Source organism: Amycolatopsis vastitatis, assembly GCF_002234595.1.
GTDB classification, from domain to species: domain Bacteria; phylum Actinomycetota; class Actinomycetes; order Mycobacteriales; family Pseudonocardiaceae; genus Amycolatopsis; species Amycolatopsis vastitatis.
On the sequence record NZ_NMUL01000091.1, the window covers coordinates 1 to 25,176 of the forward strand.

The 25,176-nt window shown below is 69.2% G+C and carries 26 protein-coding genes and 2 pseudogenes; 15 read left to right on the plus strand and 13 right to left on the minus strand.

Features of this window, described 5'->3' with window-relative positions; genetic code table 11:
• The coding region (locus CF165_RS52350) for a hypothetical protein (RefSeq protein ID WP_205661235.1) at nucleotides 1–194 on the plus strand (194 nt) is incomplete at its 5' end.
• A gap of 58 nt (nucleotides 195–252) precedes the next feature.
• Here CF165_RS52350 and CF165_RS48880 read toward each other — a convergent pair.
• Together CF165_RS48880 and CF165_RS48885 are read right to left on the minus strand one after the other, a co-directional pair.
• Complete coding sequence (locus CF165_RS48880) at nucleotides 253–1,080, minus strand: MBL fold metallo-hydrolase (RefSeq protein WP_093954442.1); 828 nt, start codon at nucleotides 1,078–1,080, stop codon at nucleotides 253–255.
• Between the two features lie 81 nt (nucleotides 1,081–1,161).
• Nucleotides 1,162–2,142, minus strand: a complete 981-nt coding sequence (locus tag CF165_RS48885) for an ArsR/SmtB family transcription factor (RefSeq protein WP_205661236.1) — start codon at nucleotides 2,140–2,142, stop codon at nucleotides 1,162–1,164.
• 78 nt (nucleotides 2,143–2,220) lie between these two features.
• Here CF165_RS48885 and CF165_RS48890 point away from each other — a divergent pair, with 78 nt between their 5' ends.
• Nucleotides 2,221–3,456, plus strand: a complete 1,236-nt coding sequence (locus CF165_RS48890; RefSeq protein WP_143268921.1) for an MFS transporter — start codon at nucleotides 2,221–2,223, stop codon at nucleotides 3,454–3,456.
• Nucleotides 3,457–4,281: 825 nt separating this feature from the next.
• On the opposite strand, the gene CF165_RS48900 is transcribed toward CF165_RS48890, so the two are convergent.
• From CF165_RS48900 to CF165_RS48920, 5 genes and pseudogenes are all read right to left on the minus strand, one after another.
• Nucleotides 4,282–5,367, minus strand: coding sequence for a DUF1648 domain-containing protein (locus CF165_RS48900; protein WP_158226971.1), 1,086 nt, complete (start codon nucleotides 5,365–5,367; stop codon nucleotides 4,282–4,284).
• Nucleotides 5,364–5,756 carry a GntR family transcriptional regulator gene (locus tag CF165_RS48905; protein ID WP_093954446.1) on the minus strand — a complete coding sequence of 131 codons (393 nt, stop codon included), beginning with the start codon at nucleotides 5,754–5,756 and terminating at the stop codon, nucleotides 5,364–5,366. The genes CF165_RS48900 and CF165_RS48905 overlap by 4 nt, the downstream gene beginning before the upstream one ends.
• Before the next feature lie 273 nt (nucleotides 5,757–6,029).
• Entirely contained in the window at nucleotides 6,030–6,206 is a 177-nt protein-coding gene (locus CF165_RS52355; protein ID WP_205661239.1) for a hypothetical protein, read from the minus strand.
• Between the two features lie 173 nt (nucleotides 6,207–6,379).
• Nucleotides 6,380–6,448 (minus strand): annotated as a pseudogene (locus CF165_RS54000) (hypothetical protein); the annotation flags it as partial.
• 372 nt (nucleotides 6,449–6,820) lie between these two features.
• On the minus strand, nucleotides 6,821–7,237 hold the full coding sequence (locus CF165_RS48920; RefSeq protein WP_093954447.1) for a histone-like nucleoid-structuring protein Lsr2: 417 nt from the start codon (nucleotides 7,235–7,237) through the stop codon (nucleotides 6,821–6,823).
• A gap of 206 nt (nucleotides 7,238–7,443) precedes the next feature.
• On the opposite strand from CF165_RS48920, the gene CF165_RS53320 reads away from it, so the two are divergent.
• Together CF165_RS53320 and CF165_RS48930 are read left to right on the plus strand one after the other, a co-directional pair.
• Nucleotides 7,444–8,103: an RHS repeat-associated core domain-containing protein gene (locus tag CF165_RS53320; protein WP_240522203.1), complete on the plus strand. Its 660-nt coding sequence runs from the start codon at nucleotides 7,444–7,446 to the stop codon at nucleotides 8,101–8,103.
• Between the two features lie 150 nt (nucleotides 8,104–8,253).
• Nucleotides 8,254–9,612 (plus strand): annotated as a pseudogene (locus CF165_RS48930) (IS1380 family transposase); the annotation flags it as partial.
• 47 nt (nucleotides 9,613–9,659) lie between these two features.
• Here CF165_RS48930 and CF165_RS48935 read toward each other — a convergent pair.
• From CF165_RS48935 to CF165_RS48955, 6 genes are all read right to left on the minus strand, one after another.
• Complete coding sequence (locus tag CF165_RS48935) at nucleotides 9,660–9,857, minus strand: IS3 family transposase (protein ID WP_093954457.1); 198 nt, start codon at nucleotides 9,855–9,857, stop codon at nucleotides 9,660–9,662.
• Nucleotides 9,858–9,879: 22 nt separating this feature from the next.
• Nucleotides 9,880–10,311: a transposase gene (locus tag CF165_RS52360; RefSeq protein WP_205661237.1), complete on the minus strand. Its 432-nt coding sequence runs from the start codon at nucleotides 10,309–10,311 to the stop codon at nucleotides 9,880–9,882.
• 30 nt (nucleotides 10,312–10,341) lie between these two features.
• Entirely contained in the window at nucleotides 10,342–10,953 is a 612-nt protein-coding gene (locus CF165_RS52365) for an IS110 family transposase (RefSeq protein WP_205661238.1), read from the minus strand.
• A gap of 116 nt (nucleotides 10,954–11,069) precedes the next feature.
• A complete protein-coding gene (locus tag CF165_RS50940; protein WP_276209781.1) occupies nucleotides 11,070–11,846 on the minus strand; it encodes an IS3 family transposase in 777 nt (258 codons plus the stop codon).
• An 8-nt stretch (nucleotides 11,847–11,854) separates the two neighbouring features.
• Nucleotides 11,855–12,145, minus strand: a complete 291-nt coding sequence (locus tag CF165_RS48950) for a transposase (RefSeq protein WP_093954448.1) — start codon at nucleotides 12,143–12,145, stop codon at nucleotides 11,855–11,857.
• Nucleotides 12,146–12,289: 144 nt separating this feature from the next.
• The gene (locus CF165_RS48955; RefSeq protein WP_093954449.1) at nucleotides 12,290–14,299 is read right to left on the minus strand and encodes a beta-galactosidase; all 2,010 of its coding nucleotides are present in this window, start codon (nucleotides 14,297–14,299) and stop codon (nucleotides 12,290–12,292) included.
• A gap of 155 nt (nucleotides 14,300–14,454) precedes the next feature.
• Here CF165_RS48955 and CF165_RS48960 point away from each other — a divergent pair, with 155 nt between their 5' ends.
• From CF165_RS48960 to CF165_RS49010, 11 genes are all read left to right on the plus strand, one after another.
• A complete protein-coding gene (locus CF165_RS48960) occupies nucleotides 14,455–15,753 on the plus strand; it encodes an ABC transporter substrate-binding protein (protein ID WP_093954450.1) in 1,299 nt (432 codons plus the stop codon).
• Between the two features lie 26 nt (nucleotides 15,754–15,779).
• Nucleotides 15,780–16,688 carry a carbohydrate ABC transporter permease gene (locus tag CF165_RS48965; RefSeq protein ID WP_240522198.1) on the plus strand — a complete coding sequence of 303 codons (909 nt, stop codon included), beginning with the start codon at nucleotides 15,780–15,782 and terminating at the stop codon, nucleotides 16,686–16,688.
• Nucleotides 16,685–17,569 (plus strand): carbohydrate ABC transporter permease, encoded by an 885-nt coding sequence (locus CF165_RS48970; RefSeq protein WP_240522199.1) that lies wholly within the window; start codon nucleotides 16,685–16,687, stop codon nucleotides 17,567–17,569. Before CF165_RS48965 ends, CF165_RS48970 begins: the two co-directional genes overlap by 4 nt.
• Before the next feature lie 25 nt (nucleotides 17,570–17,594).
• On the plus strand, nucleotides 17,595–18,635 hold the full coding sequence (locus tag CF165_RS48975) for a LacI family DNA-binding transcriptional regulator (RefSeq protein WP_093954452.1): 1,041 nt from the start codon (nucleotides 17,595–17,597) through the stop codon (nucleotides 18,633–18,635).
• Between the two features lie 180 nt (nucleotides 18,636–18,815).
• The gene (locus CF165_RS48980) at nucleotides 18,816–19,181 is read left to right on the plus strand and encodes a glycosyl hydrolase 53 family protein (protein ID WP_240522200.1); all 366 of its coding nucleotides are present in this window, start codon (nucleotides 18,816–18,818) and stop codon (nucleotides 19,179–19,181) included.
• 91 nt (nucleotides 19,182–19,272) lie between these two features.
• Nucleotides 19,273–20,145, plus strand: coding sequence for an alpha/beta hydrolase family protein (locus CF165_RS48985; protein WP_240522201.1), 873 nt, complete (start codon nucleotides 19,273–19,275; stop codon nucleotides 20,143–20,145).
• 162 nt (nucleotides 20,146–20,307) lie between these two features.
• Nucleotides 20,308–21,522, plus strand: a complete 1,215-nt coding sequence (locus CF165_RS48990; RefSeq protein ID WP_240522202.1) for a cellulose binding domain-containing protein — start codon at nucleotides 20,308–20,310, stop codon at nucleotides 21,520–21,522.
• A 31-nt stretch (nucleotides 21,523–21,553) separates the two neighbouring features.
• Complete coding sequence (locus CF165_RS48995; protein WP_093954454.1) at nucleotides 21,554–22,609, plus strand: rhamnogalacturonan acetylesterase; 1,056 nt, start codon at nucleotides 21,554–21,556, stop codon at nucleotides 22,607–22,609.
• A gap of 33 nt (nucleotides 22,610–22,642) precedes the next feature.
• Nucleotides 22,643–23,659: an SGNH/GDSL hydrolase family protein gene (locus CF165_RS49000; RefSeq protein ID WP_093954455.1), complete on the plus strand. Its 1,017-nt coding sequence runs from the start codon at nucleotides 22,643–22,645 to the stop codon at nucleotides 23,657–23,659.
• A 32-nt stretch (nucleotides 23,660–23,691) separates the two neighbouring features.
• Nucleotides 23,692–24,705 (plus strand): SGNH/GDSL hydrolase family protein, encoded by a 1,014-nt coding sequence (locus CF165_RS49005; protein WP_093954456.1) that lies wholly within the window; start codon nucleotides 23,692–23,694, stop codon nucleotides 24,703–24,705.
• 25 nt (nucleotides 24,706–24,730) lie between these two features.
• Nucleotides 24,731–25,176 (plus strand): rhamnogalacturonan endolyase family protein (locus tag CF165_RS49010; protein ID WP_500676274.1); only part of this gene is annotated, 446 nt, incomplete at its 3' end.

The following is a 25,176-nucleotide window of genomic DNA, read 5'->3' on the forward strand; positions in this document are numbered from 1 at the left end:
GGAATGGTGATTTCCGGACTTCCTGCCCGGTCCACCGGCTGGGCCGCATCGGCCGCTCTCGTGCCCGCTGGGTCGCGGTTCCGTTGCGGCTGCTGCAGATACGGGCGATCAGCGTCGGTAACGTCATGATGCTGCTGGCCGGGGCGTGCCTGAACCCGACGTGGTTCTTCTTCGCCACCTCGCGATGCGGCTGATGAGCGAGTGGATACCGCTGGCCCAGTTCCAGTTCGCACCGTGCACCGTCGCCACGGCTCAGCCAAGATGGTCGTTGGCTCCGCCGGCCCAGGCGATGTAGCGCTGGGCGGAGTTGCGTACTGCGGTCTTGGCGTCGGTGAGTATTGTGCCGCCCAGCAAGCTGTAGAGACGTTCGAACTGGTAGGGCTCAAGCCGATCCACGATGCGCTGCACCAGTCCGGCGGAGAGCGGGATCTTGTTCGGGTAGCTACGCATGAACGTCACCCAGCCCCTGGCGACCACCGGCACGATGGTGTCCCCGGTGAGCAGGGTGCCCCGGCCATCCGACCCGGCGGCGACGTGGGCGACCGCGGCGCCGGGGAAGTGCCCGCCGGCTTCGATGACGGTCACCCCGGGCAAGATCTCTTCGACGCCGCTCCACTCCCGGATCACCGGATCCTCCCGCTGCACCCATTGCCGGTCTGCGGAGTGCACCAGCACGGGGATGTTCCCGAGTTTGTGGCTCCAGCTGACCTGCGAGCCGTACATGTGAGGATGGCTGGCCACGATCACCGCGGCCCCGCCGAGCTCGGTGATCTTGCCGGCCAGGCGTTGGTCGAGATGGTTGGGGGGATCCCACAGCAGATTGCCCTGTGGGGTTTGAACCAGGTGAGTCCACTGACCGATGCCGAACGGTGGTTCCCGGTTGAGCCGGTGGATGCCTGGTTCCATCTCCTGGTGCACCAGGAGATGACCGTCGGCTGCCAGTTTGTCCAACGTCGTCCACACCTGACCGGATTCGGGCACCCATTGCCTCTCGTCGGCGCAGATCCGGCAGGCGGTGCCGGGAGGCCGCTCGGTCTCGGCGTGCTCGACACCGCAGGTTCCGCAGATCCAGATCGTCATGCGACCAGTTTGGAACCTCCAGTCAAAGTGAGGTCAAGGCACGCTGACGGTGCCGCGGGGCCGGCGCTCGGAGAAGGCCGATCAGCACGGATCGGGGTGGAGGAGTGCTGCGGCGAGCGGTGTCCGGCGGTAGAGCACTTCACGGCCGCGTCGCGTGGCGGTGACCAGACCGGCCTCACGAAGCACCGCGAGGTGCTCGGAGACCGTTGCCGGGGCGAGGCCGACCCGGTGGGCCAGGCTGCCGGTGGTACCCGGGATGAGGGTCTCGGCCAGCACCGATGCGCGTCCGGAGCCGAGAAGCCGGGCGATGGCGGGTGACGGCGTGGCCGGTTCCCACAAGCGTGCCGCGCCGAGCATCGGGTAGACCAGCGCGGGGGGAGTGGCGGAAGTGGCGTCGGTGGGCCCGATCCCGAGCTTCGGCCAGCCGAAGGCGGTGGGCACGAGAACGAGGCCGCGGCCGCGCAGATCGACCGTGCCGTGCCGGAAGCCGGTGAGGTGCAGCTCGTCGTTCTGCCAGGTCGCTCGCGGGTGCAGGTCCGCGAAGAGGCCCTCCAGGCCGCCGTCGGTCAGCTGCCGGGCCCGGGTCGTGATGTCGGCGTCGAGAAGGCCGCGGATCCGGTCCCACAGGGGCTCGACCAGTGTCTGCCAGGCCAGTCGCTGCTGCCCGGCCAGGGTGTCCCGGATGATGACGGGGTCGCCGGTGAGGAGGCGATAGGGAGCGTGGCGCGGGGCGCGACGAGCGTGCTCGGCGAGCTCGGCGGCGACGATGCCGGGATCGGTGGCCCGGACCTGAGCGAGGTCGTCCTCGACGGTGGTGCGCGGGCCGGTCGGGCTCGGCCACAGGAAGTCCGGCCCGTACCCGTTGCTCGGGGCGGCGGCGTTCAGCAAGCCCAGATCGAGCCCGGCGACGACGGGCCGGACATCGCGCAACCACGACCGGTACCAGCTGTGGCGACCCGGCTCTTTCAGCACCAGAAGTGCCGACATCGTCTCCTGCAGCGGCGAAATGGCGAACCGGCACCGGGCCGCGTCCCCGCTTCCGAACCTCAGCACGAGCGTCATTTCGCGAAAACGCTACCCCAGGGTTCGGCGAGCACCGAATCTCGGCGCCCTGGACCCGGTCCCCGCACCCTCGTGGTCATGGTCGAACCAGCGCCGGCACCCGCGTCCAAGGCTCACCTCCTTGCCGGCAACCCCGCATTTCGGGCGTTGTGCGTCTCCCGGGCGGTGTCGTTCGCTGGTGACGGGATCACCACGACGGCTCTCGTCCTGCTCGTCGCCCCGCGAAACGGCCCCACCGGGGTGGCCTTGCTGCTGGGCGCGAACGCGCTGCCCAGGCTCGGTGGACCGCTGGCCGGCGTCCTCGCCGACCGGGTCCCGGCACGCCGGTTGATGATGCGGTGCGAACTGGCCTCGGCGCTGGTGATCGGGCTGACCGCGCTCACCCTGCCGCCCTTGCTGGTGCTGACCGCCCTCGTCGCGGTCGCCGGGATCCTGGCGACCATCCGGAACCCGGCCGGGCGCAGCCTGGTCCCGGTCATGGTCGCCCCGGCCGACCGCGCACCGGCCAACGCACTCTTCGGCCTGGGCCGGACCCTGACGCTCACCGTCGGGCCGGGCATGGGTGGCCTGCTGGGAGCGGCCCCGGGCGGCGCCCGCACGGCGCTGGCCGTCGACGCGGTCACCTTCCTCGTGTCGGCCTTGCTACTGAGCGGGCTCCCGGCCATCGCGCCGGCCCGAGACCCGGCCGCGGTCACGGGAGTGTGGGCCGAAGCGGGCGAGGGATTGCGTCATGTCGTGGCGAACCGGCGGATGCTGGTGCTGGTGCTCAGCCTCTTCCTGCTCGTCGCCTTCGCCGCGGTGGACAACGTGGCGCTGGTCTTCCTGACCGGCGACGTGATCCACGCCGGCCCGGCCGGGTACGGCCTGGCGGCCGGCGCGTTCGGCACCGGGATGCTGCTGGCCTCACTCGCCTGCACCCGGCGGGTCCGTGGGCGCCGACCGATCGCCCTGCTCATCGTCGCCGTCGTGGCCACCGGCGCCGGCACGATCGTCAACGGACTGGCCCCGGTGCTCGCGGTGGTGGTCGTGGCACAGCTGGTGGCGGGCGCCGGCAACGCCGTGGAGAACATCGCTTACGACACCGTCGTGCAGGACCTCGTACCCCGCCCGTTCCTCGGCCGGGTGTTCGGCACCATCGGCACCGCTGCCCAGCTGGGAGCCGCTTTCGCCTACGCGGCAGGCAGTTTCGTCGTCGGCGTGGCCGGTGCCCGCGCCACCTTCGTCCTGGCCGGCGCCGGGACGTTCTCGGTCCTGCTTCTCCTGGTGCCCGCACTCGGCCATCGGAAACGAGCGACGCGGCCCGGCCGATGGTGAACCCGTCGTTTACGGATCCGTTGCGGGAATCGTCGTAGATACCGCCCTCGGCTCCGGCCGATGCTGGTGCCCTACACCGCAGAAGGAGCCAGAGGATGAACCAACCGGTCCCGGGCGCACCGAGCGCCCACGCGAGCCGCCCGGCGGGCGGTGCGAATGGGTCGCGGACCTGCACCTCCGGCGCGGTCGGACAACTGCGGATCTTCGACATCTACGGGTTCGTGCTGGCTGGGCTGCTCCTGACGATGGGCGCCGTGGGCGACCGGATCGGCCGGCGGCGGCTGCTCGTGATCGGCGCCGTCGGATTCGCGCTGAGCTCACTGCTCGCGGCGTTCGCGCCCTCGGCGACCGTGCTGATCATCGCCCGGAATCAACCATCTAGGGTCCTTCTCCCTCGACATCACTGCGATTCCCGTCGACGGAGAGATCTTCGTACCGGTCACCGACGCGAAAATTCTGGTCGGCACCGCAATGCTTGTCCAGCGTGGACACCAGTGACACCACCGGCCCGGTCGGAAGTTTGTGCAATCGATGCCGTCACCAGGGGGTAGAGGGTGAGCTGGTCGGACGTTCTTGCTCGGGTTGGTGCCGGGTCGTGCAGGAAGATCAGCTGGCGGCGGACGGGATCGTGTGGTCTTGCGAGCGCAGCCGGATTTCGGCTTCCACGGCCTTGTGCTGCAAGCCCGTTGACCGCCTGCCACCACGGTCGGCTCGCCGGGGGAGGGGTCCGGCGGGTCGAGGACGCCGCGAGCGCCTGGCCATGTTCAGGTCTTCGGTGCCGTCGGGTCAGGTCGTGGAATCCGGGGTCGTCGGAGTCGGCGTGCGTCAGCCGGTGAAACGGAGGGTGATCACCAGGCCGATCAGGGCGGCGACGGCGGCCAGCAGCATCGCCGCCCGGGGATTGCCGAAGTTGAGGGTCCAGCCCACGCCGAAGCGGCGGGGGACCATCAGTGCGTGGTCGTCGCGGTTCACGTAGAACAGGCCGCCGCGCCAGTACTTGTCGTCGTCGCGGTGGGTCAGGCCCGTGTCCGGTTCTTCTTCGTCGCGGACGCGGTTGTTCCTCGCGAGGACCACGATCGCGACTACGACGGCGGCCAGGATGGGGAGCACGACCACCAGCGGCGCCCACGAGGTGACCGTTCCCGTCCACATCAGCAGGGACGACCCGAGCATCCCGAGGTCGATCATCGCGACGAGCCCGAGGAGCGTCTTGGCCGCCAGCGCCATGTACCGGCGGTGCCAGCGCGCGGAGCTGCGCGGGTGCGCCGGATCGATGTCGGGCCGGCTGCGGTGGACGATCGCCGTGGCGATGCCCCCGAGCAGCGCGGTCATGCCGATCTGCACGAACACCAGGGAGAACGCGGTGCCGACCGACTTGGCTGCCTGCCGGTCGGGCGAGCCGTGCGCGCCGTGGTGCACGGGGAGCACCGCCGGCATCGACGGGTACAGGATCACCCCGACGACCACGGTGGCGACTGTGATCACCAGCGCCGGTGTCAGCCAGAGCCAGGGGAACCGCGGGGGATCGGTCCGCAGCCCGGTGTCCACCGTGATCCGTTGCCGCAGGCCCTCGTACCAGCCGCCGGCGGCCTTGGCGGCCCGGATCTCGTGGTTGGCCAGGAAGAAGCAGCCGTACCAGAGGCCGAGCAGTACCAGCACCGACACCGGCAGCAGCACGGTTTCGCCGGTCACGCCGAAAAGCGCGACGCACCCGCCGGCGGCGGCGATCCCGCCGGCGAGCACGCGCCGGCGATAGAGGCGGGTCTGCTGCGTCACCGCCGGGTCGTGGGCGTGCCCGGCCGGGACCCGGACCCCGAACGGCACCGTCGGGCTGGTGATCGCGGGCAGTACCAGCGCGAGCACGAGCACCAGTACCGACAACGCGGCGCTCACGATGACAGCGACGATCATGGCGTGTCCTCCCGCTGCGCGGAGCCGAACGAATCGAGAACCGACTGGCAGGTCGCGAGCACCTCGTCGGCAGGCCATCCCCGGGCGGCGGCCTCGGCCAGCAGCGTCCGGGCCCGCGCGGTCCATTCCGCGCGGAACGTCGGGTCCGCGGGCGTGGCGACCACGACCGCGCCGGTCTTGCGGTTGAGCCGGATCAGGCCTTGGCGGCGCAGCAGGTCGTAGGCCTTGTTGACGGTGTGGAAGTTGATCCCGAAATCGGCGGCGAGCGTCCTGGTGGTGGGCAGCGGGCTGCTCTCGGTCAGGACGCCGTCGGCGATGGCTTCCACGATCTGGTCCCGCAGCTGCTGGTAGATCGGCACGTCACCGGCGGGGTCGACGTTCAGAATCACGCCGCCACCTCCGCTCTAGCTATATGAGTTATAGAACAAAGCGACAGAATGCGCAACGCCGGGCCGCCGGAGGAGGTGTGGCACCGAGCCCAGACCGCGGCGAACGGCCGCTGGGGAGCACGACTGCGGATGGGCACGGGCACTTCCGACATCGGGCGGTCCGCCGACAAGGGCGGCCGCTCGCGTCTTCGACCGGAGGCCGATGTGTTTGCCCGGTATGTCAGTCGGTTCTTCCGCGACGGCTGGGTGCGGTGTCGGCGGGCTGAGGCGTGCTTACCGCGACCAGGGACGATGGCGCTGGGCCGCCACCACGCCGGCCGGCTCGACGAGTTCGCCGAGGCGGGCGGAGATGTGCTTGATGTGCTCGTGGACCCACAGTGCGCAGGCGAGGTCGCGCACCGAGGCGCCGGGCTGCTGGAGGAGGTCCGGGAACGCGGGCGGGGCGAGCATCGGGACGTCGCCGTGGTCGGTGCGGTCCAGGCGGGAGGCCAGGTGGTCGTACCAGGCGGCGAGCTGGCCCGCCTGGTCGCCGAGGAGCCGGCGGAACGGGTCCGGCTCGACGTGGGGTTCGGAAGCGCCTCGGCCCAGCGGAGGCAGGCCTTGCGGTAAAACTGCGCCAGCGTGTCGAAGAATGCGGCCGCGGCCGGGTTGTCGGCCAGAGCCGCGGCGATGGGCACGTCACCGGTGCGCATCGGTGTACTTGACGACGGGAGCAAGAGGATGCTCTCGGCGCCATCACTGACCGAATCATCGTGCGGCACAGCAGCCGACGGGCCGGCTATCGCGCATCAGCTGACGCGGGTAAGGCCGGTGCACGGGTGGGTGTCGAACGGCGCGGCCGGGTCAGGGTCCGGTTCGGTACGGACGGGGGAGTCCGGGACGTTGGTGATGAGCGTCGAAGGGGACGCGAGCCGGTCACCGGCGTCTTGACCAAACTGCTGTATCCGGACGTCAAGATCCCGTGGGCGCGGGCCGGCGTGGCCGTCGGCGACGAGGGTGAGGTGTCCTCGTCGCCGACGGAATTGCCGGCGTGATCTCTCCCCAGTGATCGACCGTCATCGCGGCTACTTCCCGGCGGCGGCGACCTTCTTGCGCGGGGCCCGCTTGCGCGGAGCCTTCGCGGGCTCTTCGGCCTGGGTGATCTGGGCTTGTTCGTAGGCGGTGATGACCTCGGAGGAGAGGCGTCCTCGTTCGGACACTTCGTAGCCGTTGGCGTTGGCCCACGCCCGGATTTGCTGGTTGCGTTCCCGGTCGGACACGGTCGTGGTCGCGGTGGATTGGCCGGTGGCGACGCGGACCTTGCGGCCGCCGGTGCGGCGGCCGGCGGCGATGTAGCGGGCGAGTTCGTCGCGCAGGGCGGCGGCGTTGTCGTCGGTGAGGTCGATTTCGTAGGTGACGCCGTCGAGGGCGAACGGGATGGTGTGGGCGGCGGGGGTGCCGTCGATGTCTTCGAGCATCTCGACGAGGACCTTCTGGGCCATTCCTGCTCCTTGGCGGCGACCTGCGACAACGACGGAAAGCAATCCGGACCGCTTCGCTTCTACACCCCCTACGGCGAACCCGTGAACCCTGCTGGGACCATCGACAATGACGCCGTACCCGACAATCAGCCCGGCCAGGAAACTACGGATGGCTTGGCCAGCACCAGCGCCTCTACGAACACGCCGGCTCGCTGGCTCTCGTGCAGATGGGCGCCAGGCCCTACCTGCCTGCGTTGGGCCGGTTCTTGTCCGTCGATCCCGTAGCCGGCGGTTCCGCCAACGACTACGACTACGTCAACGCGGATCCGATCAACTCCACCGACCTCGACGGAACCCGCAGCCACCGCCATCGCAGCAGCCGACACCACCGCTCCCACCGGGCTCACAGCTATCACGGTGAATGGACTCACCGTGTCGGCAAGGTCGCGAAACACTTCGGCCGATCGGAAAAGCAGATCCGCGAAGCAATCCACCGAGTCAAGAGAGGTAAGGGCGGCGGACGACGTAGCAACCCCGACCTCGAGATCAACCTCCACAACGGTGACGCGAGGGTCAAGGGTGCTCACGACGTCGAAGGCAACATCTGGGACTACCTGGAGTCTCGCCGGCTCGACGGATGTCACCTCGCCGAACGACGTGACCCGGGATACGACCTCTCGGGCTGGGTTCCGCAGTGGTCCACACCCGTTCTTGGGCGACGACTTCGGGTATGTCAGCGGCGGAGTGTATTATCCATTCAACGTGGGACGAGGCTGGAGCGGGAGTTGGTTCAGCGTAGGGCGACCGGAGTTCTGCATCGTCATATGCTTCTGATCGGCCGTGACAGACAGCCGGATCGCCCATGGAAGCCGAAGGGTAGCGAGTGACTCACGTTCAGCGGGGAAGTCATAGTGTTAGCCTGCGTCTTTCACGCGATGTGATGTAGATCAGGGCCTGGAAATGGAGGAAGTGCCTGTCCTGTAAGGGAAACTTGGGCTTGCGAAGGTCCACGATTCACTCAGCAGGAAGGCACTCCCTTGGTGCAGGATAGCAAGGCGGCCTCGGTGCGGGTCGCTGCGGACGGCGAGGGGCTGGTGTCCCGGGCAGGGGTCGCGCTGCTGCGGGAGCTGACGATCAGCACGGGCCTGGGAACCGGCTGGTCGGAAGCACTGTTGGACACCTACGACGGGACACCGGTCCACCTTCCGGGGCGGGTCCTGGCCGATCTGGCGGTGATGATCGCCGACGGTGGTGACGCGCTCGCGCATCTGGCGACGCTGCGGGACCAGGACAAGTTCTTCGGCCCGGTGGCCAGCGACGCTACCGCGTGGCGGGTGCTGGACCGGGTCGGCGCTGAGCAGTTGGGCCGTCTGCAGGCGGTCCGCGCGGCAGCGCGGGAGCGGGCCTGGGCTGCCGGAGCAGGACCCGATGTGACCAATGGGCTGGTGATCGACATCGACGCGACGATCACTATCGCGCACAGTGAGAAGGAAAACGCGGCGAAAACGTGGAAGAAAACCTTCGGGTTCCACCCGCTGCTGGCCTATCTCGATCGCCCTGACGTGGCCGGTGGCGAAGCGCTGGCCGGGATCCTGCGACCGGGCAAAGCAGGGTCCAACACCGCCGCCGACCACATCGACATCCTGACCATGGCGCTGGCCGCGCTCCCCGTCCACGCCCGGCCCGACCCCGATGACCCGCACGCGCCGCAGGTGATGGTGCGGACCGACGCCGCCGGCGCGACCCACGCTTTCGCTGCCGCGATTCGCAGCTCGGGATGTGGTTTCTCCCTCGGGTTCTCCATCGCCACCGACGTCCAGGCCGCAGTCGTTGCGATTCCCGACGACGTCTGGGCCCCGGCCTACGACCTCGACGGCCGGCCACGGAAAGGCGCATGGGTCGCCGAGATCACCGACATGCTCGACCTGACGAAATGGCCAGAAGGCTCGCGGGTCATCATCCGCCGGGAACGCCCACACCCCGGCGCGCAGCTGCGGTTCACCGACACCGACGGGCACCGGTTCACCGCATTCATCACCGACACCGAAGGCGGGCAACTCGCCGACCTCGAGGTCCACCACCGATCCCACGCCCGGGTCGAAGACCGGATCCGTTGCGGCAAAGCCACCGGCCTGCGCAACCTCCCCTGCCGCGGCTACGCCGAGAACAAGGCCTGGCTCGAACTGGCTCTGACCGCCGCCGACCTGCTCACCTGGACCCAAGCCTTGTGTTTCACCGGCGACCTCGCCCACTGCGAACCCGCGACCTTCCGCTACCGCATCTGCGCCATCGCCGCGAAACTCACCCGCACCGCACGCATCCACACCCTGCACCTCGACCGAGACTGGCCATGGGCCCGACACCTCGCTACCGCCTTCACCCGGCTCCGCACCGCACCCTGGCCTGAGCTTCCCCCCGTTCGCCGGACACGGCGGGTGTGGGGTCAGGTCGTCACGTCTGGCGGCCTGGCGATGGCCTCAAACGTGGCGGGGCTGTGCATCCCGATCTTGGAGTGTCTCCGTTTCGGGTTGTACCAGCACTCTATCCATTCGAATATTGCGTTGGCAAGTTCGTCGCGGGTTTTCCAGCTTTTCGAGTCGAGAAGTTCAAGCTGGATGGTTCCCCAGAACGATTCCATCATGGCGTTGATGCTCCTATAGATGTCAAGCGAGAGATGGTTCCTGTTTTGTCTTGTGTGGTGCGACGAGTATTTGGTAGATTTCGCGTATCAGCGCTCGTTTGAGGCAGCGCATGATTTCGCGTTTGGTTTTTCCTTCTGCTGTCCGGCGTGCGACATAGTTGATGGTGGGTTCGTGGAACCGCATCCGCACGATGATGATTCTGTGCAGCGCGGCGTTGGCTTGGCGATGACCGCCGCGGTTGAGTCGATGGCGGATGGTGTTTCCGGAGGACGCGGGAACGGGACAGGCTCCGCACAGTTTCGCGAGCGCGGCCTCGGACTGGATGCGGTCGGGGTTGTCGCCGACCACGACGAGCAGCTCGGCGGCGGAGTCGGCTCCGATGCCGAACAGGCCGGTCAACGCGGGTGTGGCCCGCTGGGTGAGGGTCTGGAGGACCAGGTCGTGCAGGCGCACTTCGCGGTCGAGTTCGCGGTAGCGTTCGACCTACGAGCGCAGGGTGTAGCGCGCCGCGTCGGCCGGTGTCGTCATTCCGTCATTGCCGAGGTCGGCGCAGCGTTCGATCAGTTTCTTGTCGGTGAGAGATTCCAGTTCTTCTCGTAGTGCGGGCGGCGCGTTCACGATCACGGTTTTCCGGGTGATCATGGCCTGGCTGCGGGATTTGACGGCCGTGTCTTTCGCGATTTTGACCTGCCGGATCATTTCGACGGTTCCGTCCGCGGATTTCGGTATCGCGGTTGCAACACCGGACAGGACGACACGGGCCGCGGACTCGGCGTCGATCGGGTCGTCCTTGCCGTGCAGGTGGCGGATGCGCCGGTCCGGGCGGTTGACCTCCACCACCCGGTGGCCCCGGCGGCGCAGGAACGACGCCAGCCCGGCCCCGTAAGACCCGGTGCCTTCAACACCGAAGGTGATCAGTTCACCCCACTGATGTGCCCACCGCTCGAACTCGGCGTAGCCGGCACGGTTGACCGTGATGACGGTGTCGCCCAACCTGGCACCGAGGGCGTCCAGGGCGACGGCGACGTGCGCGTACTTGTGGGTGTCGACGCCGATGACGATGCGCCGGCGAGGAGAATCGGGGATGCTGGACACTGACTGCGACGCCCTTCCCTGGCAACGTGGTCATGACGCGGCCGGGCGGGCGGACAGGACTGTGATGGGACCTGCTGCGATCAGGCTCCTATGAGGTCACTGCCCGTCCGGACGTGTCATCCGAACACGTCGCCCGAGGCAGCCGACAGATCAACGCCAGGGCACTCACCGGGCCAGTCGTAACACGGGTCAGACCACCTCGAGCGACGAAAGACAGTCTCACAGTCGTAGCAGTCGCCGACCGTGCCCATCGACACGAGCAATCCAGCAGCGCGGAGTCGTTGCCCGAAGGCCCATGATGTGTATTGCGAGCCGTGGTCGGAATGCAGGATCGTCTGGTTGTTTTCGGGTTGGCGGCGGAGAATTGCCATGCCGAGGGCGTCGGTGACCAGTTCGGTGCGCATGTGATCGGCGATGGACCAGCCGATGATGAGCCGGGAATAGGCGTCCATGACCGCGGCGCAGTAGACCCGGCCCTCCTCGGTCGGGTGCTCGGTGATGTCGGTGATCCACAACCGGTCCGGGACGTCGGCGGTGAACCGACGGTTGACCAGGTCGGTACTGGGCTGCCCGGCCGGGTCACGGACCGTGGTGTGGTGGCGCCGGCGCCGGTAGAGGCCCTGGATGCCAGCCTCGCGCATGAGCCGCTCGACGCGTTTGAGGTTGACCGGCATCCCTAGACCGAGCCTCAGTTCGGCGTGCACCCGCGGTGAGCCGTAGGTGCCGCGGGAATCGGCGTGGATCTGTTCGATGTATTTGAGCAGCACCGCATTCTCCTCGTTCCTTGCCGAGACCGGCCGGTCGCGCCATTCGTAATAACCGGAACGGGACACGTTCAATACCCGGCAGGCCACCGCGACGTCGATACCGTCGGCGGCGAGTTCGCAGACCAGCGGGAAGGTTACTTTGGGAGGATGTTCTCCCGCGCGAAGTACGCCGCCGCGCGTTTGAGGATCTCGTTCTCCATCTCCAGTTGCCGGTTCTTGCGGCGCAGCTCGGCGAGTTCCTTCTTTTCCGCGCTGGTCAGCTTCGTGGCGGAGCCGGTCTCGTCGGCGTCGGCCTGGGCCATCCAGTTGCGCAGGCAGGACTCGCTGATGCCCAGGTCCTTGGCCAGCGCGGCGACCGGTTTGTCGCCCAGACGGGCCAGTTCGACGGCACGCTGACGGAACTCCGGCGGGTGTGGTGCAGGCATCGGAACATCCTCCCTGGTGACCGGCGGTCACCTCAGGTGAGGTGTCCGGACAACGGGGGGAAGCTCACCCAGCTCAGACCTGTCGACAAGCAATGATCAACAATCCGCAAAAAGATCAATACACCAGCCAGTCCACGGATCCAGCTAAGCCAGGGGCTCGGCGACGACCCGGACCGCACCGGCCGGCACGCGGACGCTGCCGGCGTGGGTTTCTTCCGTGAGCAGCTCCACCGCCCGCTCGCCGACCGGGATCGAGGCGTCTTCGCTGGTGTGGTTGACGACGAACAGGTACCGCGCCTCCTCGCCGACGCGCTCGACGACCTCGACGTCGCGGGGCAGGTCGCGGGCCGGCAGCTGCGCGTCCGATGCCACCTTGCGCAGCACCGCGCCGAGGCCGTCCGCGGCCAGGCGGGTCGAGACGTACCACGCCGTGCCGCGGCCGAGTTTGTTGCGCGTGATCGCCGGGCCGCCGGCCCCTGGTCCGTCCACATAGGACAAGATGGCTTCGGCGCCGCGGAGGGCGACGATCTCGGTCCAGACGTCTCCGCTCAATCCGTCGCCGAGCGAGACGCGCTCGCCCGCGCGCAGCGGGGTGAACTCCTCCACGACCAGGCCCAGTACGTCCCGCAAGGCCCCGGGGTGGGGCCCCGGGTGGATGGCGTCGTGTTCGTCCACGATGCCCGAGAAGCACGACACGAGCAGGACTCCGCCGTCTTCTACGTACCGGCGAAGGTTGGTGGCCGCAGTGTCCGTCATGGCGTACAGCGCGGGCACGACGACCAGGGGATAGCCGCGCAGATCGGCCTCCGGGTGGGCGAAGTCGACCGTGAGGTGCCGGTCGTAGGCGGCGGCGTACCACGCGTCCGCCCGCTCCCGGGCGTCGAGATCGACGCTCGGCCGCCACTCCAGCCGCTGCGCCCACCAGGACTGCCAGTCCCACAGCATCGCGATGTCCGCGGTCACACGGCTGCCACGGACCGCCTCGAGCGCCCCGAGGTCACGGCCGAGCCGCACGACTTCGCGCCAGATCCGGCTGTCCGTCCCCGCGTGCGGCAGCATCGCCGAGTGGAACTTCTCGGCGCCGGCCCGGGACGCGCGCCACTGGAAGAACATCGCGCCGTCCGAGCCGCGCGCCACGTGCCCCAGGCTGTTGCGGGCCATTTCCCCCGGCCGCTTGGCGATGTTGCGGGGCTGCCAGTTGACCGCGCTGGTGGAGTGCTCCAGCAGCAGCCACGGCCGCCCGCCGGCGAGGGAGCGCGTGATGTCGGCCGCCATCGCGAGGTTGACGTGGTTCCGGTCGGCCTCGGCGACGAGGTAGTGATCGTTGGTGACCAGGTCGACCTCCGGCGCCCAGGTCCAGTAGTCCAGCGTTTCGCACTGGGACAGGGCCGCCTGGAAGTTCGTGGTCACCGGGATGCCGGGGGACAGCGTGTGCAGCACGTCCCGTTCCCGCTTGAAGTTCGCCAGCAGCTCGTCGCTGGTGAACCGGGCCCAGTCCAGCTGCTGCGCCGGGTTGCATACCGTCGGCGTGAGGCGCGGGGGCGACACCTGGTCCCACGAGCCGTAGGTCTGGCCCCAGAACGTGGTGCCCCAGGCTTCGTTGAGCTCCTTGACGGTGGTGTAGCGGCCGGCGAGCCAGCGGCGGAACGCGGCGGCGGACGTGTCGCAGTAGCACGCGCTGATCGGCACGCTGTACTCGTTGTGGACGTGCCACAACGCCACGGCGGGGTGCGTGGCGTAGCGCCGGCCGAGCTGCCCGGCGATCGACACGGCCGCCTCCTGGTACGCGGGCGAGCTGTGGCAGATCGCGCCCCGGCCGCCGAACGCGTAGCGCACGCCTTCGCGGGTCACCGGCAGCGCGTCCGGGTGCCGCTCGTAGAACCACGCCGGCGGTACGGCGGTCGGGGTTGCGAGGTCGGCGCGGATCCCGTTGTCGTGCAAGAGGTCCAGCAGGTCGTCGAGCCAGCCGAAGTCGTACTGGCCCGGTTCGGGCTCCAGCAATGCCCAGGAGAAGATGCCGATGCTGACCATGGTCACGCCCGCCTCGCGCATGAGGTGCACGTCCTCCTGCCACACCGGCTTCGGCCACTGCTCGGGGTTGTAGTCGCCGCCGTACGCCAGTGCGTCGAGTCCGATCGGCCAGTGCGAGACCATCCGCGCCCCCCGTTCTGGGATCGTGCACAGCACGTTTCCACCGGTTTGGTCCAGGTAACCGTAGAAGCACTGCTCTTGACAAGTATTGACCTGCTGGCCGTACTGTGCACGTGCACAGTCGACGGCTCCCCTCCCCACTCACTCCGGAGGATCGGATGCAGCGCCGCACCGCCCTCACAGCCATCGCCCTGATCGGCTCCCTCGCCCTCTCCGCCTGCAGTGGCGGCGACCAGCCCCCCGCGACCAGCGGGCCGGTCGAGCTGACCATGTGGTCCTGGGCCCCCAACCTGGACAAGGTTGTCGCCCTGTGGAACTCCGGGCACCCGGAGGCCAAGGTCACCGTGCAGAAGCAGGCCGGCGGTGACGAGCTGATCCCCAAGATTCTCACGGCGGAGAAAGCCGGCACCGGGCCGGATCTCGTCCAGGCGGAGTACCAGATGATCCCGACGCTGGTCGCCAACGATGCGCTGGCCGACATCGGCAAGTTCGCGGCCGGTGCCAAGGACCGGTTCGCCGAGAACGTCTGGAAGCAGGTCACGGTCGGTTCGGATGCGGTCTACGCGATCCCGCAGGACATCGCCCCCCTCGCGCTGTTCTACCGCGAGGACCTCTTCCAGCAGTTCGGGCTGAAGGTCCCCACGACCTGGGACGAGTTCGCCGACGACGCCCGCGACCTCAAGCGGAAGGACCCGGGCCGCGCGCTGGCGACGTTCTCCAGCAACGACCCCGGGCTGTTCGCCGGGCTCACCCAGCAGGCCGGGGCGGCCTGGTGGACGACGTCGGGGGACACCTGGAAGGTCGCCATCGACGACCCCGCGTCCCGCAAGGTCGCGCAGTTCTGGGGCGGCCTGATCGCCGAGGGCGCACTGGACAACCAGCCGATGTACACCCCGGCGTGGAACAAGGCGCTCGACGACGGCAAGCAGCTGGCCTGGGTGAGCGCGGTGTGGGCGCCCGGCACGCTGACCACGGCCGCGCCGTCGAGCAAGGGCAAGTGGAAGATGGCCCCGCTGCCCCAGTGGACCCCCGGCGCGGCGGTGACCGGCAGCTGGGGCGGCTCGGGCACCGGTGTCACCAATGGCGCCGAGAAGCGGGGGAAGGCCGAAGCGGCCGCGAAGTTCGCGACCTGGCTGAACACCGACCCCGCCGCCGTGGCCGCGCTGGTCAAGGAATCGGCGGTCTACCCGGCCGCCACCGCGGCGCAGACCGGCGGCGCCCTGACCACCCCGGACTTCTTCCCCAACCAACCGGGCTTCTACGGCCTCGCCGCGGACATCGCGAAGGGCACCGCGGCGGCGAGCTGGGGACCGGACGTGATCGTCGCGTACTCCGCGTTCAAGGACGCCTTCGGCAAGGCGTCCCAGGACAAGTCCGACTTCACGGCCGCGCTGGGCACCGTGCGGCAAACGACGGTCACCGACATGAAGAAGAACGGCTTCAAGGTCGACGGCTGACCGGCTCACCACCGAAGGGATCCATGGTGTCCACCCGTGCCCCCCGCCGGATCGCGCCCTACGGCTTCCTCGCGCCGGCGATCGTCCTGTTCACGCTCTTCTTCGCCCTGCCGATCGGCTACGCGATCTACCTGAGCCTGCGCACCGCGCACGTCAAGGGCCTCGGCCTCGGCAGCAAGGCCCGCGAAGAGGTGTGGGCGGGACTGGACAACTACACCGGCGCGCTGGGTGATCCCGAGCTGCTGGCGGGTGCGGGCCGGGTGCTGCGGTACGGGGCGATCGTCGTGCCCGTGATGCTCGGCCTGGCGCTGCTGTTCGCCCTGCTGCTGGACAGCGCGCGGACGCGGTTCGGGTCGTTCTCGCGGCTGGCGATCTTCCTGCCGTACGCGGTGCCGGGCATCAGCGCGTCGCTGCTGTGGGGTTTTCTGTACGTGCCGAGCGTCAGCCCCGGCTACTTCCTGCTCCGGGCGGCCGGGCTCGACGGCCCGGACCTGCTGCAGGGCAGTGGTCTGTACCTCGCGCTGGCCAACATCGCGGTGTGGGGTGGCACGGGCTTCAACATGGTCGTCATCTACACGTCGTTGCGCGCCGTGCCGGCCCAGCTGTACGAAGCGGCCCGGCTGGACGGCTGCTCGGAGTACGGCATCGCGGTGCGGATCAAGATCCCGTTGGTGACGCCCGCGCTGGTGCTCACCTTCTTCTTCTCGGCCATCGCGACGCTGCAGGTCTTCGCCGAACCGATGACACTGCGCCCGCTGGCGAACACCCTGAGCACCACGTGGAGCCCGTACATGAAGGTCTACCGCGACGCCTTCGTCCAAGGTGGGCTGTACTCTGCCGCGGCGACCGCCGTGGTCATCGCGGCGGTGACCCTGCTGCTGTCCCTGGTCTTCCTGAAGCTGGTCAACCGGCGCGCCACGGAGGCGGGGACGTGACCGCCCTGCTGACCAGGGCGCGGGTGGATCCCGCCGCGGCGGCCCGGCCGGTGCGTCGCACGGCGTGGACGCCGACGATCGTGCTGCTGCTGGGCGCGGTCTACTGCCTGATCCCCGTGCTGTGGGTGGTCATGGCGGCCACGAAGAGCAGCGGCGAGCTGTTCAGCACGTTCACCCTGCTGCCCGGCACCGGGTTCTGGGACAACCTGGCCGACCTGACGGCCTACCGCGACGGCGTCTACTGGCAGTGGATGGCGAACTCCGGGCTGTACGCGGGGGTCGGCGCCCTGCTGTCGGCGGCGGTGTCGGCGGCCGGCGGGTACGCGCTGGCGAAGTACCGGTTCCGGGGCCGGGTACTGATCTTCACCGTGATCTTGACCGGCGTCCTCATGCCGCCGATCACGCTGGCCGTCCCGCAGTACCTGCTGCTGGCCAAGGCGGGCCTCGCGGGCACCTACTGGTCGGTGCTGCTGCCCAGCGTCCTCAGCCCCTACGGCATCTACCTGGCCCGCGTCTACGCAGCCGCGGCGGTCCCCGACGACGTGCTCGAAGCGGCCCGGATGGACGGTGCCCGCGAGGTCCGGCTCTTCACCTCGGTCGCGTGGCCGATGATGCGGCCGGGGCTGGTGACGATCTTCCTGTTCCAGTTCGTGGCGATCTGGAACAACTTCCTGCTGCCCTACATCATGCTGGGTGACGATCGGTTGTTCCCGGTCACGGTCGGCCTTTTCAGCCTGCTCCAGCAGGGCGCCGGGATCCCGGCCATGTACACGCTCGTGATCACCGGGGCGCTGCTGTCGATCGTCCCCCTGATCGCGTTGTTCCTGGGCTTGCAGCGCTACTGGCGCGTCGATCTGCTGACCGGGGCCGTAAAGTCGTGACCACCAGCCGGCAGACGAGGGACCCATGACGGAAACAACGCCGCAACGGCGGCCGCGGCACAAGCGGCCGCCGACCATCCACGACGTGGCCGCCCACGCCGGCGTTTCCCGCGGCACCGTCTCGCGGGTGCTGCAGGGCGGGCACAACGTCAGCCCGGCCTCCCAGGAGGCGGTCAACGCCGCCATCCGCAAGCTGGGGTACGTGGTGAACCGGGCCGCGCGCAGCCTGGTGACCCAGCGCGCGGGCTCGGTCGCGTTCCTGCTGTCGGAAACCCAGGACCGGTTCTTCGCGGACCCCAACTTCACCACCCTGCTGCGCGGCTGCACCCAGGCTCTCGCCGAGCACGACATCCCGCTCGTGCTCATCACGGCGGGCACCGAGGCCGAACGCCGTCGCATCACCCCGTTCCTGTCGGGGCACCACGTCGACGGCGTGCTGCTGATCTCCTCCCACCGCGGCAGCCCGATGGTCGAGCACCTGCGGCGGGCCGAACTGCCGTTCGTCTGCTGCGGCAAGCCGCTCGGCCAGCGCGGCAAGGTGTCCTACGTGGCGGCCGACGACCACGAGGGCGCCAAGGACATGGTGCGCTACATGCTCGAGTCCGGTCGCCGGCGCGTGGCCACCATCGCGGGCCCGCAGGACTCGCCGGGCGGGGTGGAGCGGCTGGCCGGGTACCGCGAGGTGCTCGCCGAACACGGCCTCGCCCCCGATGACCGGCTGGTCGCCATCGGGGACTACAGCTGGGCGAGCGGCGAGTCGTGCATGCACGAGCTGCTCACCCGGGCCCCCGACCTGGACGCGGTGTTCGTCGCGTCGGACCTGATGGCCGGCGGGGCGCTGGCGGCGATCGAACGGACCGGCCGCAGCGTGCCCGGCGACATCGCCGTGGGCGGGTTCGACGACTCGCCGGTCGCGTCCACCGCTCGCCCCCCGCTGACCACCATGCGGCAGCCGTGGGACCGCATCAGCGAGACGATGGTGCGCCAGCTGCTCGCCCAGATCGACGGGGAAGGCCCGGCCACGGTCATCCTGCCGACCGAGCTCGTCGTCCGCGAATCGTCCTGAGCCGGGATTCCGGCAGTCCGGCTCGCACCGCACTGTGCACGTTCACAGAACTTGTCGAACGGCCTTGAAAATTTCCCACGGATGCGGTTCCATTCTTACCGGAACGGCACGTAGTCGCTTGTGTACGTTCACAGAACTTCCCCTCCCCGGCTCGTCACGTCGTCGATCAAAGGAGATCGAATGACCGTGTCCCGTACCGGCCGCCTGGCGAAGGCCGCCTTGTTCGTGATGGCCGTCGCGCTCCCCGCGGTGCTGCCCGCTCCCGCCGCTTCGGCCACGAACGCCCTCGGCATCATTTCGGCCGCGCAGCCGTGCGCGGGGTATCCGGCGACCCCGGCCGGGCAGGCGGCGAACTTCACCGCGGTGCAGGACACCGCCCGTACCGCCGACGCGATCGGCATCTTCTACTGGGAACCCAGCTGGTACGCGGTGAACGGCAACGGCTGGGACCCGGCCGACATCGCCCGGTCTGGCAACGGCTGGGAAAACCAGGCCGTCTTCGACCGCAACGGCCGCCTCAACCCGAACGTCCGCTGGAAACCCTGACCGCGAACAGCGGCGCGGAAGTCATCGAAACACCGGAAAGAAAGTGGGTACCGCTATGCCTGCAACCGAACGACGACACCATGCGGGGCGCGTGCTGAGGCGGGTCGTGGCCGCCGCCGCGGTGGTGCTCGGCGCCGCCACGACCGTGGTCGCCGTGGACCCGGTGCTGGCCGCCGACAACCCGTACCAGCGGGGCCCGGAGCCGACGACGTCGAGCGTCGCGGCCACGCGCGGCACCTTCGCGACCGCGGAAGTGAGCGTTTCCAAGGGCAACGGCTTCGGCGGGGGGAAGATCTACTACCCGACGGACACGAGCAAGGGCACGTTCGGCGCGATCGCGGTGGTGCCGGGGTACACCGCGACCTGGGCGGCCGAGGGCGCTTGGATGGGGCCGTGGCTGGCGTCGTTCGGGTTCGTCGTGATCGGGATCGACACGAACAGCCGCACCGACTACGACACGGCCCGGGGTACCCAGCTGCTGGCGGCGCTGGACTACCTGACCCAGAAGAGTTCCGTGCGCAGCCGGGTGGACGTCAAACGTCTTTCGGTGATGGGTCACTCGATGGGCGGTGGCGGAGCGATGTATGCGGCGCTGCACCGGCCTTCGCTGTGGGCCGCGGTCGGCAACGCGCCGTTCAGCCCGTCGCAGAACCTCAAGAGCGACCGGGTGCCGACCCTGCTGCTGGCCGGGCAGAAGGACACGACGGTGACCCCGTCGAGCGTCGTGGGCCTGTACAACGGCATTCCCGCCGCGACCGAAAAGGGCTACCTGGAACTCACCGGTGCCGCGCACAACTTCCCGACGAGGTCGAACTCGGTGATGATGCGGAAGGTCGTGCCCTGGCTGAAGATCTTCGTCGACCACGACACCCGCTACGGCCAGTTCCTGTGCCCGTCGCTGAAGGACACGACCGGGATCACCTCCTACCGCAGCACCTGCCCGCTGACGACGGCCGGCCAATAGGAAAGCGCTTTCTAGGACGACCGTGGATTGCTTAACAGTTAAGCGGCCTGACTGATTTTTGTCTTGGCAGCCGGTGTCCCCCCCGTGTTCACCGTGTTACCGTGGGAGCGCTCCCAGATCAACCTGTCCCGTCCTGTCGAGTCGTTCTCCAGGAGTTCGGTAATGAACTGGCAATTCCTCCGCGCGGTCGTGGCTGGCGTGCTGCAGGCGGCCGCACCGGCGCGGGTCATGGCGCTCGGCGACTCCATCACCGGGTCGCCGGGCTGCTGGCGGGCGCTGCTGTGGAAACACCTGCAGCACCTGCTGTTGGCCGACGCGCCGATGTGGGGCCAGGACTGGCAGAACATCATGCGCGACAACGTGGGCAAGGTGTTCAACGCCGACCCGCAGCACAACACGGTCTTCTCCATCCACATGTACGGCGTCTACGACACCGCTGCGGAGATCAACGTGTACTTCGACAGTTTCCGCACCGCCGTGCTGCCGCTGGTCGTCGGCGAGTTCGGGAACATGCACACCGACGGCAACCCGGACGAGGACGCGATCATTGCCCAGGTGCAGGCCCGCGGACTCGGCGGCCTCGGCTGGTCGTTGAGCGGCAACAGCAGTGACGTCGCCTACCTCGACATGACGAACAGCTTCAACCCGGCCAGCTTGACGGCATGGGGAGACCGATTCCTCAACGGCACCAACGGGGTCCGGCAGACCTCGAAGGAAGCCACCGGCTACGGCGGCGGCCAGGCGGACACCCAGGCACCGTCCGTCCCGGGCACTCCGGCCGTGTCGGGCGTGACGTCCAGCGGGGCCACGTTGACCTGGACGGCGTCGACCGACAACGTCGGTCTCACGGGTTATGACGTCCTTCGTGCGCCGGGTGCGAGTGGCGGGGCGTTCGCGGTGGTGGGTTCGACGGCGACGACGTCGTTCACCGACAGTGGTTTGGCGGCTTCGAGCACGTACCGGTACCAGGTGCGCGCTCGCGACGCCGCGGGCAACACCTCGGCCCTCTCGGAGGCCGCGACGGCGACGACCAGCGCTGGCGGCGAGTCCGGCGCGTGCAAGGTGACCTATGCCGCCTCGAACTGGGGCGGTGGCAACGGGTTCACCGTCACCGTCACCGTCACCAACACGAGCACCAGCACGGTCAACGGCTGGACGCTGGCCTTCACCTTCGCCGGGGGCCAGCGGGTGACCCTGCTCGGCTGGGGCGCCACCTTCGCCCAGTCCGGCAGCGCGGTCACCGCCAAGAACCTGAGCTGGAACGGCGCGCTGGCGCCGAACGTCTCGGCCGGCATCGGCTTCAACGGCACCTTCGGCGGCGCCAACCCGGCGCCGGCCGCGTTCACGCTCAACGGCAGCACCTGCGCCGCCGGCTGACAAACCATCCACAGTGGATACAGGAGTGCCCATGTCTCTCAAGCAGCACGCGATCATCCTCGCCGGCCTGGCCGCGGCCACCCTGGTTCCCGTGCCAGCGGTGGCCGTGGCCGCCCCGCAGGCGCTGCCGCCGCAGTGCTCGGGCACAGCGCCGATCAAGTGCCACTTCGCCGTGGCGCCGGGCAACTACGACGTCACCGTGGGACTCGGCAGCGCGACGAAGGCGGCCAGCACGTCGATGTCGGTGGAGGCGCGCAGGCAGGTCCTGAACGCCGTCTCGACGAGCGCGGGCCAGGTCGTTCCCACGACGGTCACGGTCAACGTGCGCAGCCCCGAGGGGCAGCCGACCGGCCAGGGCGGCACCGGGACCGCGGGCCTGGACCTCACGTTCGGCGGCAGCGCACCGGCGATCGGCTCGCTGACCGTGACGGCGGCCCAGTCCCCGCTGGTGACGTACCTGGCCGGCGACTCGACCGTCTGCGACCAGCCGGTGGCGCCTTACACCGGCTGGGGCCAGATCCTGCCCACCGCCGTGCGCAGCGGGGCCGTGGTCGCCAACTACGGGGACTCGGGCGAGAGCTCGGGCAGCTTTCTGTCGAACAGCAAACTGTTCCCCACGCTCAAGCCGCTGATCAAGAGCAAGGACCTGGTGCTCATCCAGTTCGGGCACAACGACAAGCAGACGTCGGCGACGGCGTTCCGCGACAACCTTTCGAAGATGGTCAACGGGGTGCGGGAGCGCGGTGGCGTCCCGGTGCTGGTGACGCCACCGGTGCGACGGCTGTTCAGCGGCACCAAGCTGACGGCGACCGCGTTGCACGTCAACGGCGTGGGCGCCGACCTGCCCGCGGTGATCCGGGCGCTCGGCAAGAGCGCGAACGTGCCGGTGATCGACCTGACGGCCAAGAGCAAGGCACTGGTCGAGTCCCTCGGCCCGTCGGCGTCGCAGAAGATCTACCTCACCCAGGCCGCCGACGGCGTCACCGACAACACGCACTTCTCGGCCTACGGCGCGACCCAGATGTCGAACCTCGTGGTGCAGAGCGTCCGGGAACTCAATCTCCCGCTCGTCGCCTTCCTGCGCTGACCCGGTCCGGTGCGGACGAGAAAGGGGCAGAGGATGCCGATCGGCACAAAGTCGCGGGCGGTCGCGCTCGCGGTGGCGGTCGTGGCCGCGGTGAGCACGGCGGTGCACCCGGCCGCGGCCGCCACCGGCGACGGTTCGCCGTCGGACTCGAACATCCGGTACTTCGGGCGCTGGGACACCCGTTCGGCGGGGGCCTACGTGTCCGAATGGGCCGGTGCGTACGTGGTGGTCGGCTTCACCGGGACGACGGTGAAACTGCGTCAACGCAACGCGATCGACCTGTTCACCAGCATCGACGGCGGTGCCTGGGTGCCGCGGACGAACGTCCGCGGCACCGTGGACCTCACGCCGAACCGGCTGCCGCCGGGCACGCACACGCTCCGGGTGTCCTACCGGCCGGTCGCCGGCTCGTACCACGGTGACGCGGTCTTCCAGGGCGTGCTCCTGGACTCCGGGGCCCGGACCGTGGTGCCGGCCGTGCCGTCCCGGATCATCGAGTTCGTCGGTGACTCGATCACGGTGGGCCAGCGGTCTTCGCAGCAGGCGCTGACCGCGTACGGCTGGCTGACCGGCGAGGAACTGGGCGCCGGGCACACCCAGATCGCCGTCGGCGGGGCCTGCCTGTACCCGGCCCCGGACGGGTGCCTCGGCATGCGGGACCGGTTCCTGAAGACCGGCTTGGCCACCGGTTCGCCGGACTGGGACTTCGCCCGCTACCAGGCCACCGACGTCGTGATCAACCTCGGCACCAACGACCTGTCGCACGGCGTCTCCGGTGCGCAGTTCCAGAGCGCGTACCTGACGCTGCTGCAACGGGTCCGCGCCAAGTACCCGGACGCGGCCGTCTACGCGATGAAGAACTTCTACCAGCGGTACGCCACCGAGACCAAAGCCGCAGTGGCAGCCCGGAACGGCGCCGGGGACAGCAAGGTGAAGTTCATCAACACGGAAGGCTGGATCGACAAGGCCACCGACACCGCGGACGGCACCCATCCCAACGACGGCGGACACCGGAAGATCGCGGCCCGGCTCGCCGCGGTCCTCGGCTGAGCCGCCGACCCCACCCGGAAACGAGGCAGGACATGCAGATCGGCACGAAACCGAGGGTCGCGACCCTCGCGGTGGCCCTCGTGGCCGCGATCTCCACCGTGGTGAACCCGGCCGCGGCCGCCACCGGTGACGGCTCGCCCACCGACGCGAACATCAAATACTTCGGGCGGTGGGACACCCGCTCGGCGAGTGCGTACGTGCCCGGGTGGACCGGCGCCTACGCAGTGGTCGGGTTCACCGGCACGACGGTGAAACTGCGTCAGCGAAACAGCGTCGACCTGTACGCCAGCGTCGACGGCGGTGCCTGGACGTCGTACCGGGCGGTGAGCGGCACGGTGAACCTGACGCCGAACCGGCTCCCGGCCGGCACCCACACGCTGCGGGTGGCCTACCGCCAGGACGCGGGCTCCTACAAGGGCGACGAGGTGTTCCAGGGCGTGGTCCTGGACTCCGGCGCGCACACCGTGGCGGTGAGCGTGCCGTCGCGGATCATCGAGTTCGTCGGGGACTCGATCACGGCGGGCTACAAGGCGTCCAAGGAGGCGCTGACCGCGTACGGCTGGCTGACCGGCGAGAAGCTGGGCGCGGCGCACACGCAGATCGCCCGCCCCAGCGTCTGCCTGGTCCCGACGTCCGACGGGTGCATCGGCATGCGGGACCGGTACTTCAAGACCGGCCTGGACACCAGCACGCCGGACTGGGACTTCTCGCGCTACCAGGTCAGTGACGTCGTGATCAACCTCGGCACCAACGACAAGGGCCACAACGTCTCCGGTGCCCAGTTCCAGAGCGCCTACGTGACGCTGCTGCAGCGGATCCGCGCGAAGTACCCCAACGCGACCATCCACGCGATGGAGACGTTCAAGAAGTGGTACGTCGCCGAGACGAAGGCCGCGGTCGCGGCCCGCAACAACGCCGGGGACGCCAAGGTCCGGTACGTCGCCACCGAAGGCTGGCTCACCACCGCCGACACCCCGGACGGCACGCACCCGAACGACGCCGGCCACCAGAAGATCGCGGCGCGGCTGGCCGCGCTCCTCGGCTGAGAGCCACGGCAGAACGGAGTTGTCCATGCGTACTTCCGCCCTCAACCGGCGGCTGGCCGCGGTCGCCGCGGGCCTGCTGGTGCTGGGGCTGCTGCCCGGCACCGCGGCGGACGCCGTCGTCCCGGCCGCGCCGCAGGCGGCCAAACCGCAGGCCGACAGGCTGAACCGCGGGGTGGTCAGCGTCCACACCGCGGCCGGCAACCGGGTCGGCTGGCGGCTGCTCGCCGACGACCCGCCCGGTGTCGCCTTCAACGTCTACCGCGACGGCACGCGGGTGACCGGGACACCGGTCAGCGGGCCGACGAGCTTCCTGGACACTGGCGCCCCCGCGGGCGCCCGGTACACCGTGCGCGCGGTCGTCGGCGGCGCCGAGGTGATGTCGACCTTCGCCGCGGCGAAGTCGCTGACGTTGGACAGTGGTGTCGCCGCGGGCACCGGCACCGGCGGCGACACCCGGCTGCTCACGGCGTT